The sequence below is a fragment of the Paenibacillus vortex V453 genome (assembly GCF_000193415.1).
In the GTDB taxonomy this organism is placed as follows: domain Bacteria; phylum Bacillota; class Bacilli; order Paenibacillales; family Paenibacillaceae; genus Paenibacillus_AQ; species Paenibacillus_AQ glucanolyticus.
The window spans coordinates 1-15,830 of record NZ_ADHJ01000055.1 but is presented as its reverse complement, the minus strand read 5'-3'; the positions used below and the strand labels follow the sequence as shown (position 1 = coordinate 15,830).

Below are 15,830 nucleotides of genomic sequence, written 5' to 3'. Positions count from 1 at the left end.
TGATAGATTTTTAGTCAAATAGTCTTATAGTATGAATAAATTATTAGGTGAGAGAGAGGAATTCAACTTGGGTAACAGACTAGGATTTTACCAGAAGGCTTTAAGTGCAGTATTAGGGATAACCCTCATACTGTCTCCGTTAGGTGGAGCCTACGCTGCAACAGCAAAGAATGAAACAAAAACCACTTCCAGTGCTAGTGATATTGAAGGACACTGGGCGAGCAAGACACTTCAGAAATGGAATGAACAAGGTTATCTTAACGGGGATCAAACCGGAAAGATTAATCCGGATGCTCCAATAACTAGAGCTCAACTGGCAGCGGTCGTTAATCGATCGTTTCAGTTCGAGACCAAGGCTGGCATTTCATACAGCGATGTCAAAAGTACATCATGGTACTATAATGACTTGTCGGTGGCAGCTTCGCAGGGGTATATGAAGGGTTACAGCAATGGAACCTTCAAACCAGACAACAAGGTAACACGTCAGGAACTGGCTGTCATCTTGAGTTCACTAATGGAGCTCAAGCCAAGTGATGCAGCTAATAAATTTACAGACACGGATCGTAGTCCGGCATGGAGCAAAGGAGCGATCGGAGCCGTTGCTTCTAGCGGTATCATGAATGGGAGCAATGGCAAGTTCAGACCGACAGCAAGCGCATCCCGTGCTGAAGTCGTTACTGTACTCGATCGTGCTCTTGAAGAGATTAAATCTCAGGAAGTTACGAGTTACGATACGGCAGGTACATACGGTCCTGTTACAGGAACCAAGAACGTTCCGGGATCCGTACATATTAATGCCTCGGATATCACGCTTCAAAATATGACCATAGAAGGTAATCTTGTCATTGGCGAAGGCGTTGGTGAAGGGGACGTCACGCTTAAAGGGGTAACGGTTAAGGGAAGTACAACCATAAAAGGCGGAGGCAAAAACAGTATTCATGTGGTTGACTCCATGCTTATTACCGTTATTGTGAACAAAAAGGACGGCAGTGTCCGTATCGTTACCGAAGGTGGCAGCTCTGTGTCACAGGTTACACTGCAATCCGGTGCGATTCTGGAAGAAACAGGTTTGACAGGTGAAGGGTTTAAAGATCTGTTATTGTCCAATCTTATTCCATCTGGCTCCAACGTGACTTTGGCAGGGCAGTTTGAAACAGTGGATGTTACAGCAGCTTCGCTGAATGTGAATCTTACTTCAGGCTCTGTAGCTCAGCTAAATGTTGCGGCGAATGCTTCCGGCACGAGTCTGAATGTTGGATCTTCCGCATCTGTTCTATCCCTGATTCTTAATGCAGCAGCGTCTGTGAGTGGTCAGGGAAGCATTGGCAGTGCTCAAGTTAATGCTGCTGGCGTATCCTTCACTCAGCGCCCTGGCAGTCTGGTGTTAGCGGATAACGTTACCGTAAGCGTTGGTAGCGGAGGTTCTACTTCTGGATCTAACGCTGGAACCGGAGAGAGCGGGAATACAACGAATCCTAATCCTACCCAGCCGCCGGTTACGGACCGTATTCAATTGAGTAACGGACAGGCAGTACTGCAGTTTGTGAATGCAGTTCCGTCTCTGGAACTAATTGATTTTAACATCAGCGCAACGGTTGCAGGTGCTGTTTATCAGTTGGAGGACATTGCGTTTAATAACGCGACTAAGATACTGACATTTACACCGATTTCGCTGGATGAACACTATGGTGATACATTGGTTCTTAATGTTACTCCTGCAGCAGGCAGCTCCAAATTCACAACAAGTTTAACAGGCAGCATTAAACTCGAAGGCTTTGAAGGGACAATAACCGATGTTAACGAACTCCCTGTGGAAGGTATGAGAATTGATTTCCGCAGAGGATTAGGCAATACAACGGGCAGCATTGCGACGTCGACGCTTACGAATGCAGATGGACGATTTACCGCTAATTTGCCAGCCGGGGTATATACTGGACAACTCACAAAAGCCGGCTTTATTACGACTTATGTAGTAGGCGTCTCACTAAGTGACAGCTTTAACCGGAATGAAGATGCGACTGCAATCAAAATCCCGGCAAACGATGAGATTCGCATCGTGTTGACATGGGGAGAGAAGCCGCGGGATGAAGACTCCCATCTACTTGGACCAGCACCTGATGGAAGATCATTTCACACTTATTTTGGTGACCGGGAATATTATTATCAAGGAGAAAAGTACGCGGATCTGGACCATGATGATACAGACTCCTATGGCCCAGAGACAACGACAATCCGCAAGCGCGTAGACGGCAAGTATCAGTTCTATATTCACAACTACTCCAGAAACGGATATGACGGATCGGAAACGCTGCGTAATTCATCTGCTAAGGTTGAGATATACAGCGGGAATAGCGGTCAGCCTGTGAAAACATATCATATCCCGAGTGGAAGCGGAGACGAGTTATACTGGTATGTATTCGATATGGAAGTTAACGGTGCGGAACTGAATTTCACGGATCATAACAAACTTGTTGTGGATGAGCCTCAATCCGATCTTCAGCCAGCCATCGATTATAATTTTTACTCATCCATTGAAGGAAATCAGTTAGTAGATAACGCTTTACAGCTTACATTGGGTACAGGGTATTATCCAACGCAAGATAAGGTCTTCCTTCGTTTTTCTGTTGAGGGTCCGCTGAACCCAGCTCTTATTGAACTCAAGTCAAGTGAAGGAGCTTTGTTACCGTTCCAGACCAATTCATTGAATAATTCGATTGAGGCTTACCACGGTTCAAATGATAACGGATATGATGTGTCCAATCTTGAACTCCAGTATGAGCTGAAATTCAAGCAAGCGGGAAGATATACACTTAAAACTGAGTTTATTGATGTAAGCAGTAATCAAGTTTTGGATACGACTTACGATACGCTGGACATTAAAGACGGAGAGCTTGAACTTCTCAACGAAGAGAAGGCCAAACTATCGTTAGAGTCGAGAGTTTCCTATCTTACAACGGTTGGGGAGGCTGTTTATCTTACAGATCGAAATAATCCTCTATTGGATGATACTTTAGTTATCATTGAGGATCTGGAAATGACAACTCCAGCAACCGTGATTGGCAGCGTATATCTCAAGCAAGATCAAGGTGCTATCCTTCTTGAGAATTACAATGACGGAAATCAATACGTTACTTATCAAGCAAAGGTTAAGCTGGTCCGTGGGTCGCAGCAGACAATCGCACAAACCATCTCCATTATTGTCCCAACGCTGGATATCCTGATTGAAGAGGCTGTTGAAGATGCCGATGAGCTAATTCATGATGATCCTGGCTTGACGGAGCTGATTTCTGCTCGTGATGCTGCGATGCAAGCAAGAGTTGGCAGCCAAAACGATGTTAAAATAGCGTCTCTTAAACAGCTGGCGGGACTACTAATTAACCTGCTCTAAACATGAGGCCAATATAATCTCCTCCGCCCGTCGGATTCACTCTAGTGAATTCGGACGGGCTTTTTCATTCCCTTCACAGCAGTAAGTACCGCGGCCATTAGGTCACACATCACAATTACCAAAAAAATGTTCGCATTTTATACGAACATAAATTGACTTGATTACCGTGCTAGCATAGACTTATTTTAGTATAATAGTAACCCGTGAACGTGGAGGAATGACGCTTGAAAGAGATGATACAATCCTGGAAGCATGTGTTTAAGCTGGATCCCGACAAGGAGATCAGTGACGACAGCCTTGATGTGGTATGCATGTCAGGAACCGATGCCATTATGGTTGGGGGTTCAACCGGAGTCACTTATGAAAATACCGTGGATCTTCTGTCCCGTGTAAGGCGCTATGAGCTGCCGTGCGTACAGGAAGTATCCGATCTGGAAGCCGTTGTACCCGGATTTGATCTGTACATGATCCCGATGGTTTTGAACACACAGGATCCGACCTGGATCATGGGGCGGCATCGTGAAGGAATCGAACGCTATGGTTATATGATTCCGTGGGACTTGGTTGTGACCGAAGGGTATATCGTATTAAACGAGAATGCGGCGGTGGCGAAGCTGACCGGAGCAGAGACTTCGATTGAAGCAGGCACGGCCGCCGCCTATGCGCAGATCGCGGACAAGCTGATGAATTTACCGATTGTTTACCTGGAATACAGCGGAGCCTTTGGAGATATGGAGACCGTTCGTACGGTTCGAAGATCGCTGGATAATGCCCGTTTGTTCTACGGTGGCGGAATAACCAACGCCCAGCAAGCGCTGGAAGCTGCCTCTACTTCAGATACGATCATTGTAGGCAACGTAGTGTACGATGATCTCGAGCAGGCGCTTGAGACGGTTAAGGCTGTGAAGGGCTGACCGGATCGGCTATCTTTTCTGTTTGCAATCATTTCTCTTTTATTAAATCTACAAATCTAGGAGGCAAAATAATATGCAGCCCATTGACATACACGAGGCGGTCAAGCGTCTCAATCCCGAGCAGCGGAAGGCCGTTGAAGCTACGGACGGACCTCTGCTCATTATGGCAGGAGCCGGCTCAGGCAAGACGAGGGTGCTGACGCACCGGATTGGTTACCTGATCGCCACCCGTAAAGCCGCACCATGGAGCATTCTTGCGATTACCTTTACGAATAAAGCAGCCCGCGAGATGCAGGAGCGGGTATCCAAGCTGGTCGGCCGCGAAGGCCAGGATATCTGGGTATCGACATTCCACTCGATGTGCGTGCGCATTCTGCGCAAAGACATCGAGCGGATTGGTTTTACCTCCAATTTCAGCATTCTGGATTCAACGGACCAATTATCGGTCATTCGGAACGTGATGAAGCATCATAACATCGATCCGAAGAAATTCGAGCCGAAGGCGGTTCAAGCGGCCATGAGCGCGGCCAAGAATGAGCTGATCTCCCCGCAGCAGTATGAACAGAAAGCCGGGGACTATTTTGAATCCCTTGTAGCCAAGGTGTACACCGAATACCAGAAGCGCTTGAAGAGCAACAACTCGCTTGATTTCGACGATCTGATCATGACCACGATCCAGCTGTTTAAGGAAGTGCCGGAGGTCCTCGACTTCTACCAGCGCAAATTCCAGTACATTCATGTAGATGAATATCAGGATACCAACCGGGCGCAGTACATGCTCTGCCGTATGCTGGCGGACAGCCATCACCGCATATGCGTGGTCGGGGACAGCGATCAGTCCATCTACCGCTGGCGCGGTGCGGACATCACGAACATCCTGAATTTTGAACAGGATTATCCCGAGGCGCGGACGATTCTGCTGGAGCAGAATTACCGTTCTACAGCGAACATTTTGAACGCTGCCAACAATGTGATTGGCCTGAACACGGGCCGCAAGCCGAAGAATCTGTGGACCGAGCAAGGTGAAGGACCGAAGATCAAGGTGTTCCGGGGGGATACGGAGCATGATGAGGGATATTTTGTTACCTCGGAAATCAGCAAGAACATCAATGCAGGCAAGAACTATCAGGATCATGCGATCCTGTACCGGACCAATGCGCAGTCCCGGGTTATCGAGGAAATTCTGATCAAGTCGGACATTCCGTACCAGATCGTCGGGGGTATCAAGTTCTATGATCGCAAAGAGATCAAGGACATGCTCGCCTACCTGCGCCTGATTTCGAATCCGGATGACGATATCAGTTTGACGCGGATCATCAACGTGCCCAAACGAAGCATCGGTGACACCACCGTCGCGAAGCTGGCTGCAGCAGCCGGAGAGCGGGGCATCTCGATCTTCCGCGTGCTGGAAATCGTGGACGACCTCGGTTTTGCCGGACGGACGCGCAATGCGCTGGTGGGCTTTTACGACATGATTGCCGCCCTCAGTCGAATGGTCGAGTTTCTCTCGGTCACCGAGCTTACGGAAAAAATACTGGAGATGTCCGAATACCGGCTCGAGCTGCAAAATGAGAATACGATCGAATCCAGATCCCGCCTTGAGAACATTGACGAGTTCCTGTCGGTTACGCAAGAGTTTGAGAAGAATAATGAGGATAAGTCCCTCATCTCCTTCCTTACGGATCTTGCGCTGATCGCGGACATCGATTCGATGAACGATGACGAAGAAGACCGTGACGACGCTGTCGTGCTCATGACCATGCATAGCGCCAAAGGTCTGGAGTTCCCGGTGGTGTTCATTATCGGCATGGAAGAAGGGGTATTCCCGCACAGCCGTGCCTTCATGGATAACGAAGAGCTGGAAGAGGAGCGCCGCCTTGCTTATGTCGGCATTACGCGTGCCGAGAAACAGCTGTTCCTGTCCTGTGCGCGTATGCGTACACTCTTTGGCCGCACGACGGCGAACCCGCCTTCACGCTTCCTGGAGGAAATCCCGGAGGAGCTGAAGGAGGACACGCAGATGGCGCATGACCGCTACCGCCGCGGTGGAAGCGGAAGTGTAGGCGGATCTTATGCAGGACGTGGCTTCGGCGGAGGCGGAGGCAGCAACTTTGGCGGTGGACGCAGCGTGGACCTCTCCCTAAGTGGATCGACGGCTTCGGCTCAAGCCGCACCGAAGAGCCGGGTGACCATGACAACCGGTGCCGCATCCCGACCAGCGTCTGCTTCGGGCAGCGGGGAATTTAAAGCTGGCGACAAAGTAGCCCATGGCAAATGGGGTACCGGCACCATTGTGGCGGTGAAGGGAAGCGGCAATGACATGGAGCTGCAGATTGCTTTTCCAGCACCGGTTGGCGTAAAACGTCTTCTTGCCGGTTTCGCGCCGATTACAAAGGTGGAATAAGGGAAGAACTAGGAGCATCAGCATGAACGAAACGCAGCCTGTTATGCCCTTATATTATTGAAGGAGGATTGCCCCTGTATGGATTTCAAGGAAAAGATGGGGAAGCTCATCACGGAGCTGAACAATTATAATTACCACTACTATACGCTGGATCAGCCGCTGGTGAGCGACAAGGAGTATGATGCCCTGTACGATCAGTTGGTAGCGTTGGAGGCAGAGACCGGAGTGACGCTTCCGGATTCTCCGACCCAGCGGGTGGGAGGGGAGATTCTGAAGGGTTTTGCCCCGCACCGTCATTTGGCTCCGTTATGGAGTCTCGATAAGGCTCAGAACATCGAGCAGCTCCGTACCTGGCATGATCGGGTGGTCAGGCTGGTCAATGACTACAATACGAAGAATCCCGGCAATCCTCTGCCGAATCCTTGTTACGCGCTGGAGCTGAAGTTTGACGGGTTAACGCTGAACCTGACCTATCAGGACGGCAAACTGGTTCAAGCTTCGACACGGGGCAACGGTGCAGTAGGCGAAGGCATACTGCCCCAGGTGAAGACCATCAAATCGGTCCCGCTGACGATTCCTTATGATGAGGGCACGATTGAAGTGCAGGGTGAAGGCATCATGAACCTGTCGGTGCTGGAAAAATACAATCAAACTGCAGCCGAGCCGCTCAAGAATGCGCGCAATGCGGCGGCAGGGGCGCTTCGCAATCTCAGTCCGAAGGTGACGGCCGAGCGCAAGCTGAACGCTTACTTCTATAATGTAGGCTACTCGGATGGAATCACTTTTGCCGACCACAAGGAAATGATGGATTTCCTGCGTGAGAACCGCCTTAAGGTCAATCCTTACATTTTCTACTTTGAGCAGTTTGATGATGTGATGGAGCAGCTGGCCGATATCGAGAAACGCCGTTCCGAGCTGGACTATCTCATCGATGGAGCGGTTGTGAAGGTGACCGATTTCCGCATCCGCGAGGCGCTGGGATACACCGACAAGTTCCCTCGCTGGGCGGTCGCTTACAAGTTCGAAGCGGAAGAAACTACGACCGTACTGCAGTCGGTCACCTGGAACGTGGGACGAACGGGTAAAATCACGCCGCTCGCGCGCGTGGAGCCTGTTGAGCTTGCCGGTGTTACCGTGCAAAATTGCACGCTGAACAATATCGGGGATATTGAGCGCAAGAACCTCAAGTTCGCGCTGGGTTCACGTGTCTTCATCCGCCGTTCGAATGACGTCATTCCCGAAATTCTTGGAAAAGTAACGGAAGAGAACGACGGCGAAGAGATTTTGTTCCCGGTGGAGTGTCCGTCATGCGGATTCCCGTTGGAGCAGCGCGGGGCGCATCTGTTCTGCAACAACAAGACCGGCTGCAAACCGCAGATCGTGGCGAGAATTACGCACTTTGCTTCCAGGGACGCCATGGACATAGAAACGTTCAGCGACAAAACCGCCATTCAGCTGTATGAGGAGCTCGGCGTTCGGGAGCCTGCGGATCTGTATACCCTCTCTTTTGACAGCTTGGTGAAGCTGGAGCGATTCGGCGAGAAAAAAGCACAGAACCTGCTGGACGCCATCGAGAAGAGTAAGGAGCGGGATCTTGCATCGTTCCTCTTCGCCCTGGGTATTCCGAATACCGGCAAATCCACGACCAAGATGCTGGCCGATCACTACCGTGATCTGCATCGCGTGATGGCAGCGACCGCAGAAGAGCTCGTCGAGCTTCCGGACGTAGGAGGCATCGTGGCCGACAGTATCGCCGGATACTTTGCCGACCCTTTTGCGCAGGCGAGTATCGAGAAGATGCTTTCATTGGGCGTTCAAGCACAAGCGCCGGAAGCACCGAAGCCGGTCAGCAGCGATTCCTATTTCAGCGGCAAAACCGTTGTGCTGACAGGCACGCTTCATCTGCTGACCCGTGAAGAGGCAACGGAACGCTTGGAAGCACTCGGTGCCAAAGTCACCGGCAGCGTCTCCAAGAAAACCGATCTCCTCATCGCAGGCGAAAAAGCCGGCAGCAAGCTGGCCAAAGCCCAGCAGCTCGGCATCGACATCCTGGAGGATGAAGAAGAGTTCGTGCGCTTGCTGAACGAATAACATCTTAATCTGGATATATCTTGCAGAAGCAAATAAAACCCTATATAAACCGAGGCTATCAATAGCCTCGGTTTTCTTTTTTTCACTCGCTCGATTCAACCTCTCTTACTTCCCTTGTAAGCTTGATTTTTCTTGAATCTATTGCGTTTTCTCTCATTCGTCAAAACCTCCTATGAAATCGACTTTTTTTAACAAAAAAATACAGAAAAGGATGGAGGAATCTAATTTTGTGGTCTAGAAGTTATTTACCATGGGTCAGTCATCCAATAGAAAGAGGTGGTAGTGAAGTCGTTTACTGCTAGTTTTAAGACCCTGTTGTTATAACAGAAAATTGAGTTGTAGGGAGGAGCAAAGTCTTGAGTAAACGAGTGTTGTCCATATTATTAAGTTTGATATTAATGCTTTCATTGGTTATTCCGGCAGCTGCTGCTCCATCGGAGTCCAAGCAACTGCTGAACAACCCGTTAAGTGCGGAAGATGCTTTGCAATTAAAGCAGATTCTGCAGGATCGGGCTGAGCTTGCCAAGACGCCTGTGCTTGATGAACAATTGGAAAGTTTGGGGACGGGTCAAGTTGATGTCATCGTTGAATTGTCTGCTGAGCCGGTTGCACTGGCGAAGGGGATTTCCTCGATAGCGGGCAAATCATTTAGTTCTTCCATGAAGGCAAGGGTTGAGCAGAAGGTAGAACTGCAGCAGCAGACCTTCATTGACAATCTGAGCACCAACCATATCAATCATGAGGTTTCAAACCAATATAGCTATGCTTTTAACGGGGTAGCTTTGGAGATGGACAGCAATAAACTTGAAGACATTCTCAAGATCCCGGGTGTGCTCGGGGTATATCCCGATCTGGAAGTAACGGCAGGACCAAAAGGTGAAGTTAGCCCGCATATGAAGGATACAGGCCCGTTCATTGGCGCTCCGGAGGTATGGGATCTGGGATATACGGGTAAAGGGGTTAAAGTTGGTGTAATCGACACGGGAATCGATTACGTTCACCCTATACTGAAGGATGCTTATAAGGGTGGGTATGACTTCGTGGATAACGATAATGATCCTTATGAAACGACACCGCTTGATTGGGAGAACGATCCTACCAATCCGCCAGAGGTGGATGATAGAGGAAGCACGTACTGGACCGAACACGGAACGCATGTGGCGGGCACCATCGCAGCCCGGGATGCGGGTGAATTCGGCGTTGTGGGTATTGCTCCGGAAGCGGATATATACGCCTATCGTGTTCTTGGACCTTATGGAAGTGGTAAGTCCAGCTGGGTACTGGGAGGTATCGACCGTTCAGTTCAGGATGGACTGGATGTCATTAACCTCTCGCTTGGCAATGCCCGCAATGATCCGGACTACGTCACGTCCGTAGCTATTAATAATGCTGCGCTGGCTGGTGTTACGCCAGTCGTTTCCAGCGGCAACTCGGGGCCGAACCGGTGGACCGTAGGATCCCCGGGGGCATCAGCATTTGCCATTACCGTAGGTAACTCTACAGGGCCAAGTGATGAAATTTCGGCAACCACGCATTTTTACACGGATGCTGTACCGCCTGCGGCGCCAATCGGCGTGGATGAGAGCGCAGTAGATACTGGGGCTCAGCCTGAACAACCGACTGTTCCTGAAGAACCGCCTGGTGTACAAGCAGATGATATAGCCCAACTGGCAGTGACGGATGAGAACCCGTTGAATGCAGCAGGCGAAGAAGCTCCGGCAGCGGATGCGGTCCCTGTTGAATCTGCCGAAGAAGAAGCTGTTCCTGCAGCAGACACAAATGCACCTTTGAGCGTAGTAGACGCTACGTATAAACTTGAACTGATGGCTTGGAATCTCGCCGAGGATCCGGAAGTAGTCCTTAACGGAGAGTTTGGCCTCGTTTATGCGGACCTGGGTAAACCTGAGGACTTTGCAGGCAAAGACGTGGCGGGCAAAATCGCGTTGATTAAACGCGGAGAACTCGCATTCGTAGATAAAATTGCCAATGCCAAGGCAGCAGGTGCCATCGGAGCGATCGTATTTAATCAAAATCCGGGACCGATCGGCGTCCTGCTTGGTGACAGCTTTAACTTTATTCCGACGCTTAGTATGAGTAAAGAAGATGGGGATGCCATCAAATCTCTGCTCGACGCCAACCCCGATCTCAAAGTAAGTTTTTCCGATTTTATGAGAAACAAGTCGGCCGGAGACGAGATCAATGACTCAAGTTCCCGCGGTCCGGCTAAAAAGACGCTGGATATTAAACCTGACGTTGTAGCACCGGGAACAAGCATTCTATCATCCGTTCCGGCTTACGGGAAGAACGATCCAGACGCGGATTACAGTCAATCCTATGACCGTTTAACGGGTACAAGCATGGCTGCTCCACACGTAGCGGGGCTTGCCGCACTCGTCTTGGAGAAACACAGTGACTGGACTCCGTTTGATGTGAAAGTCGCACTGATGAACAATGCCAAAATGCTGGATACGGATTCCTATGATGTCACGGATCAAGGAGCCGGACGTATTCAGGCAGTTGATACCATTCAGGCCGAAGCTCTGGTCAAGGTTCTGGATAAGACCTCTTATCTGGAAAACGGAACAAGTAAAGAGCAGGACAACATTACCGGAAGCATTAACTTCGGTAATTTTACGGGAGCAACGGCTCAAACCGTTCAGAAGAAAATAAAGGTTGAACAGATTGGTGGTATTGGCGGAGCGTTTGAGGTTGAGGTTCATACAACACAATCGACCCCGGGAGTAGCGGTTACGGTGGATCAATCCTCCTTTGACTTAAGCGGGGAGAAAGAATTGATCGTAACGCTAGAAGTACCAGCCGGTATTACCGGAGTTTCGGAACAGCAGGGCTATATTAACTTTGTAAACGGTACCCGCACTTATTCTGTACCTTTTGTAGCATACTTTAATCTTGAAATGACGGGTGTCAAATATACGAAGGTCTATAACGACACGGAAACCTACCTGCCGCATTTTCCTTTGAATGAACAGGGGGAGCTTGGTGAAGTGTCTGTAGGTTTCGAATTTTATAATCCTATGCAAGTTGTCATCATTGATTTGTACGATAGCCTGAATCCTGAATCAGGACCAGATGGTGACGGGTTGATTGGGCAGATTTTTGGTGCAGATGAGTTTCTTTTCGAAGCCAATACGGAATATACCCTCGGATTTGATGGGGAGTACTTCAATTACACAACCGAAGAAATTGAATTGATTAAAGACGGTCTGTACTCGGTAGATCTTAAGTCCCTCGGTACTAATAGGGTCGTTTACGGCGATTACGCAACCATTCCGTTCTTTGTCAAAACCAAAGCACCTATCATTAACACAAAATCTGATGTGCAGGCTTCCAGTGGTTCCCCTCTCGCATTAACTGGAACCATCAACGATCTTTATGTTACGGCTGTTCCGGCTTTAATGGACGAATGGACGATTGATTTTGATGTCAGCGAATGGCTGGATGCCACTTATGTTGTCAAAAAAGCCGACAAGACCGTTGCCAAGCAAGGCAGCTTCGACGTCGAACAGGATGGCGCATTTAACATTGCGTTAGATGGACTGTCCTCAGGTAAATACAACGTTGAGCTTTCGGTTAAGGACCATCAAGGATTGGAAGGAAAAGCTGCGGTATCTGTTAATGTACCAAGCACTCCAGATCCAGGTAATCCTGGCGGCGGCTCATCATCCGGTGGCGGATCCACAGGCACACCATCCACTCCAGCTCCTGAAGTTTCGGGTGATGCCAAAGTAACCACGAAGAAAAATGCGGACGGCACCGAGTCTGCAACAGCTGCCCTGTCCGAAGCAGCGGTTACAGCTGGAATTGCTGGTGACAGCAAGGAAGTGAAGCTGGACGTATCCAAGCTTGATTTCAGTAAATATAGCGATGTAGCTCTTACACTGGGCAAGGCAACCGTTGATAAACTGAAAGCATCGGGCAAGCCTCTTGTTATAACTGGTAACGGCTTTACCCTGACAGTGCCTGCCGATGCCTTGGATGATTTCACAACGACCAGCGGATTCAGCTTAACGGTCTCGGCAGCTGCGAGCAAAGCAGGATCCGGAAACAGCTTGAGCGCTGTATCTTCCATTGTTACGGTTAAACACGCCGCCAAGTTCAAACATCCGCTTCTGTTGACCTTGAACTATGACCCGGCCAAAGTGAAAGATACTCGTAAGGTTGGAGCTTACGTTCAGTCGGAAAAAGGAGACCTGCAATCCGCAGGATTGCTGCAATCGGCGTCACGCGGATCGATCACGTTCCGTATCAACGGACCGGGATCTTATGCAGCCGCTGAGAATAACGCAACCTTCAGCGACATCGTAAGCCACTGGGCTAAAGATGAGATCGAAGTTGCGGCTTCGCAGCATATTACGAACGGTACCGGTGCAGGCCGGTTCTCTCCGAACAATGCAGTGACCCGCGCCGAATTTGCGACGCTGCTTGATCGTATTTTTGAGACAGGCATTGATTGGGAGACACGCAGCACAGAAGCGGGTGCGAAGAATCCGCTAACCCGTGAGGATATGGTAGTCATGATTGCTGAAGCATTGAAGATTGATTCTGAAGCAGGCTCCTTGTCATTTAACGATGCGAATCTGATTTCGGAGGATGCACGTGCGGCTGTAGCCTTTGCTGTGAAGGAAGGTCTGGTTAAGGGCGTAAGCGGCAACCGCTTTGCTCCAGACGAAACCTCCACTCGGGCGCAGGTATCCGTGATTGTGTACCGCTTGCTGGATTATTTGAATAAAATCTGATGATCTACGAGCTAGTGATTATATGCAGTAAGATATCGACGGGAGTTGTCCTGGGTCTTAAAAAGAACCGGGCCAGCTCCTTTCTTTTTTAAACTGTAAAATATGGTTATATATTCTCATTGTGTCATGGTATATTTTATATGGATTAGTCAATCTTTAATCGGAAGGGATAGACATGAAGAGTAAAAAAACATTCGGCTATCTGGCCATACTCTTATTCCCGTTGTTTATAATCATTTTGGTTTTAAGTGGATTGACTCAGCCCGGGAGGGAAGCGGAAGATCTTCGCATGAGCATCGAATGGCTGACGAAGTACGTACTGCCATGGATATTTCTGTACTGGTTCGTCAAACTCGTTAGAAAAATCAAATAAAAAGACACTCACCATGCACGTACTGTGCAGTTGATGAGTGTCTTTTTTACAATATGAGGGTTATTCTCTGGACCATTCGTCCAGCTTGTCATCGCCAGGAAGAAGCAGGGCAAGGAGACCGAGCAGAGGCAGAAAACCAATCGAGATCATGACATTGCCGATTCCCCAGGCATCCCCAAGATTACCGAGTACAAGCGAACCGATACCGCCCATGCCAAAAGCGAACCCGGTAATCAGTCCGGAGACCGTGCCAATATTGCCCGGATGCAGCATTTGAGCATAGACGACGGTAACCGAGAAACTCGACAGAAGTACAAACCCACCGATCACGAGCAGAACGGCCGCCCAGAACGAGGAGACAAATGGAAGGATCAGAGCAATCGGAGCTGTACCAATCATCGAGAACATAATCATGTTTCTGCGTCCGAACCGGTCTGCCAGAGGTCCACCGAAGAAAGTGCCTATGGCTCCTGAAGCGAGAAACAGGAAAATATAAATCTGAGCATTATCCAGCTTGATCTGGTAAGCATCCATGAGATAGAAGGCATAATAGCTGCTGATGGCTGCGCCATACCAGGAGCGGATAAACACAAGGACGACGAGCACCAGCGTTGCGTTGCGAATGCTTTTACGGCGGGCGGGATCGAGCATGCGCCCGGCGGCTCTCTTTTTAAACGTGTATCCTGCCTTCAGCATACCGTGATACCAATAGGCAACATAAGATTGCACGAGGATGCCCGCAGCGGCAACGAAGGTGAACCCGATCGCGCCAAACTGTCCAAACGGTACGAAGATATATCGCGTAAGTAGTGGAGCCAGCGACTGACCGGCATTTCCCCCTACCTGAAAAATGGATTGAGACAGTCCCTTTCGCATGCCTGCAGCCATATGGGCGACCCGCATTCCTTCAGGGTGGAAGGTCGCAGAGCCTAACCCGATCAGGACAACGGCAAACAACACCAGGATATAGGTATGCGCATAGGCCAGAATGAACACGCCTGCAAACGTGAAGCACATGCCGATCGGAAGCAGAATCGGTGTCGGCCTTCGATCCGCGGCGTAGCCGATAACCGGCTGGATTATGGAAGACGTAAAGTTGATGGCGAAGGAGATCCAGCCAATCTGCGTGAAGGTAAGAAAGAGATTATCCTTTAATATAGGAAAAATAGCAGGAATCACGGACTGAATCGAATCATTGAACAAATGTACAAAACTGATAGCGAGCAGTATTTTATATACCGTGGCCTGTTGTGCCTCTCCATGGGCAGGGCTTGGCGTATCCTTGGGTTTCTGGAGAGTTATGCTTTTGTCTGCCATTTGGCGAACTCCTTTCTTATGTAAGTAGTCGGGCTGTAGAAAAGCGATGAACTAACCTTAAAACCTTTTGAATAGGAAATCAATGACATTTCGAGATGAAATGAAGAATAATGCGAGTCTGAAATTCGATTGGTTTTGGTAAAGGATAAAAGATAAATGGGGAGTTTGGAGTCTTAAAACACCGAAATACGTATAGATCCGTTGTTATGAGAAAAGTATCATAATTATATATGAAAAAGCTTGCTATATCACTTTCAGCATGGTATATTACTAACTGTCGCTTTTGACGAAAGCTTTTGAAGCTTGTCGAACGGTGTCGAAAAAAAGTGTTGACATCAAGTTGAATACTTGATAAGATATAAACCTGCGCTGCTGATTGAGATTAATCGGCAAAGCAGCCAACAAGTTCCTTGAAAACTGAACAAATGGAACACGTCAATGTAACACAAGCAAACGTTGATACGTTAGCTTCTAAATGAGCAAGTCAAACCTTTTTGGAGAGTTTGATCCTGGCTCAGGACGAACGCTGGCGGCGTGCCTAATACATGCAAGTCGAGCGGACTTGAAGGAGTGCTTGCACTCCTGA

7 protein-coding genes and 1 rRNA gene are annotated in these 15,830 nt (G+C 49.1%); 7 read left to right on the top strand and 1 reads right to left on the bottom strand.

Going from position 1 to position 15,830, the window contains the following annotated elements; translation table 11 throughout:
• The first annotated feature begins 67 nt into the window (after positions 1-67).
• The 6 genes from PVOR_RS28185 to PVOR_RS28160 all read left to right on the top strand — a co-directional run bounded on the left by PVOR_RS28185 (position 68) and on the right by PVOR_RS28160 (position 13,927).
• The gene (locus tag PVOR_RS28185) at positions 68-3,388 is read left to right on the top strand and encodes an S-layer homology domain-containing protein (protein ID WP_006212978.1); all 3,321 of its coding nucleotides are present in this window, start codon (positions 68-70) and stop codon (positions 3,386-3,388) included.
• A gap of 224 nt (positions 3,389-3,612) precedes the next feature.
• Positions 3,613-4,302 carry a heptaprenylglyceryl phosphate synthase gene (locus PVOR_RS28180; protein ID WP_006212977.1) on the top strand — a complete coding sequence of 230 codons (690 nt, stop codon included), beginning with the start codon at positions 3,613-3,615 and terminating at the stop codon, positions 4,300-4,302.
• 73 nt (positions 4,303-4,375) lie between these two features.
• Positions 4,376-6,706: a DNA helicase PcrA gene (pcrA, locus tag PVOR_RS28175; protein ID WP_006212976.1), complete on the top strand. Its 2,331-nt coding sequence runs from the start codon at positions 4,376-4,378 to the stop codon at positions 6,704-6,706.
• A gap of 78 nt (positions 6,707-6,784) precedes the next feature.
• The gene (gene ligA / locus PVOR_RS28170) at positions 6,785-8,797 is read left to right on the top strand and encodes an NAD-dependent DNA ligase LigA (protein ID WP_006212975.1); all 2,013 of its coding nucleotides are present in this window, start codon (positions 6,785-6,787) and stop codon (positions 8,795-8,797) included.
• Positions 8,798-9,153: 356 nt separating this feature from the next.
• Positions 9,154-13,554 (top strand): S8 family serine peptidase, encoded by a 4,401-nt coding sequence (locus PVOR_RS28165; RefSeq protein WP_006212974.1) that lies wholly within the window; start codon positions 9,154-9,156, stop codon positions 13,552-13,554.
• A 175-nt stretch (positions 13,555-13,729) separates the two neighbouring features.
• On the top strand, positions 13,730-13,927 hold the full coding sequence (locus PVOR_RS28160; RefSeq protein WP_006212973.1) for a hypothetical protein: 198 nt from the start codon (positions 13,730-13,732) through the stop codon (positions 13,925-13,927).
• 60 nt (positions 13,928-13,987) lie between these two features.
• On the opposite strand, the gene PVOR_RS28155 is transcribed toward PVOR_RS28160, so the two are convergent.
• Entirely contained in the window at positions 13,988-15,244 is a 1,257-nt protein-coding gene (locus PVOR_RS28155; RefSeq protein WP_006212972.1) for an MFS transporter, read from the bottom strand.
• A gap of 491 nt (positions 15,245-15,735) precedes the next feature.
• On the opposite strand from PVOR_RS28155, the gene PVOR_RS28150 reads away from it, so the two are divergent.
• A 16S ribosomal RNA gene (locus PVOR_RS28150) occupies positions 15,736-15,830 on the top strand; the annotation flags it as partial.

Coding starts and splice junctions, on each gene's coding strand:
- PVOR_RS28160 (WP_006212973.1), top strand. CDS start 13,730: ATGAAGAGTAAAAAAACATTCGGCTATCTGGCCATACTCTTATTCCCG.
- PVOR_RS28155 (WP_006212972.1), bottom strand. CDS start 15,244: ATGGCAGACAAAAGCATAACTCTCCAGAAACCCAAGGATACGCCAAGC.
- ligA (WP_006212975.1), top strand. CDS start 6,785: ATGGATTTCAAGGAAAAGATGGGGAAGCTCATCACGGAGCTGAACAAT.
- pcrA (WP_006212976.1), top strand. CDS start 4,376: ATGCAGCCCATTGACATACACGAGGCGGTCAAGCGTCTCAATCCCGAG.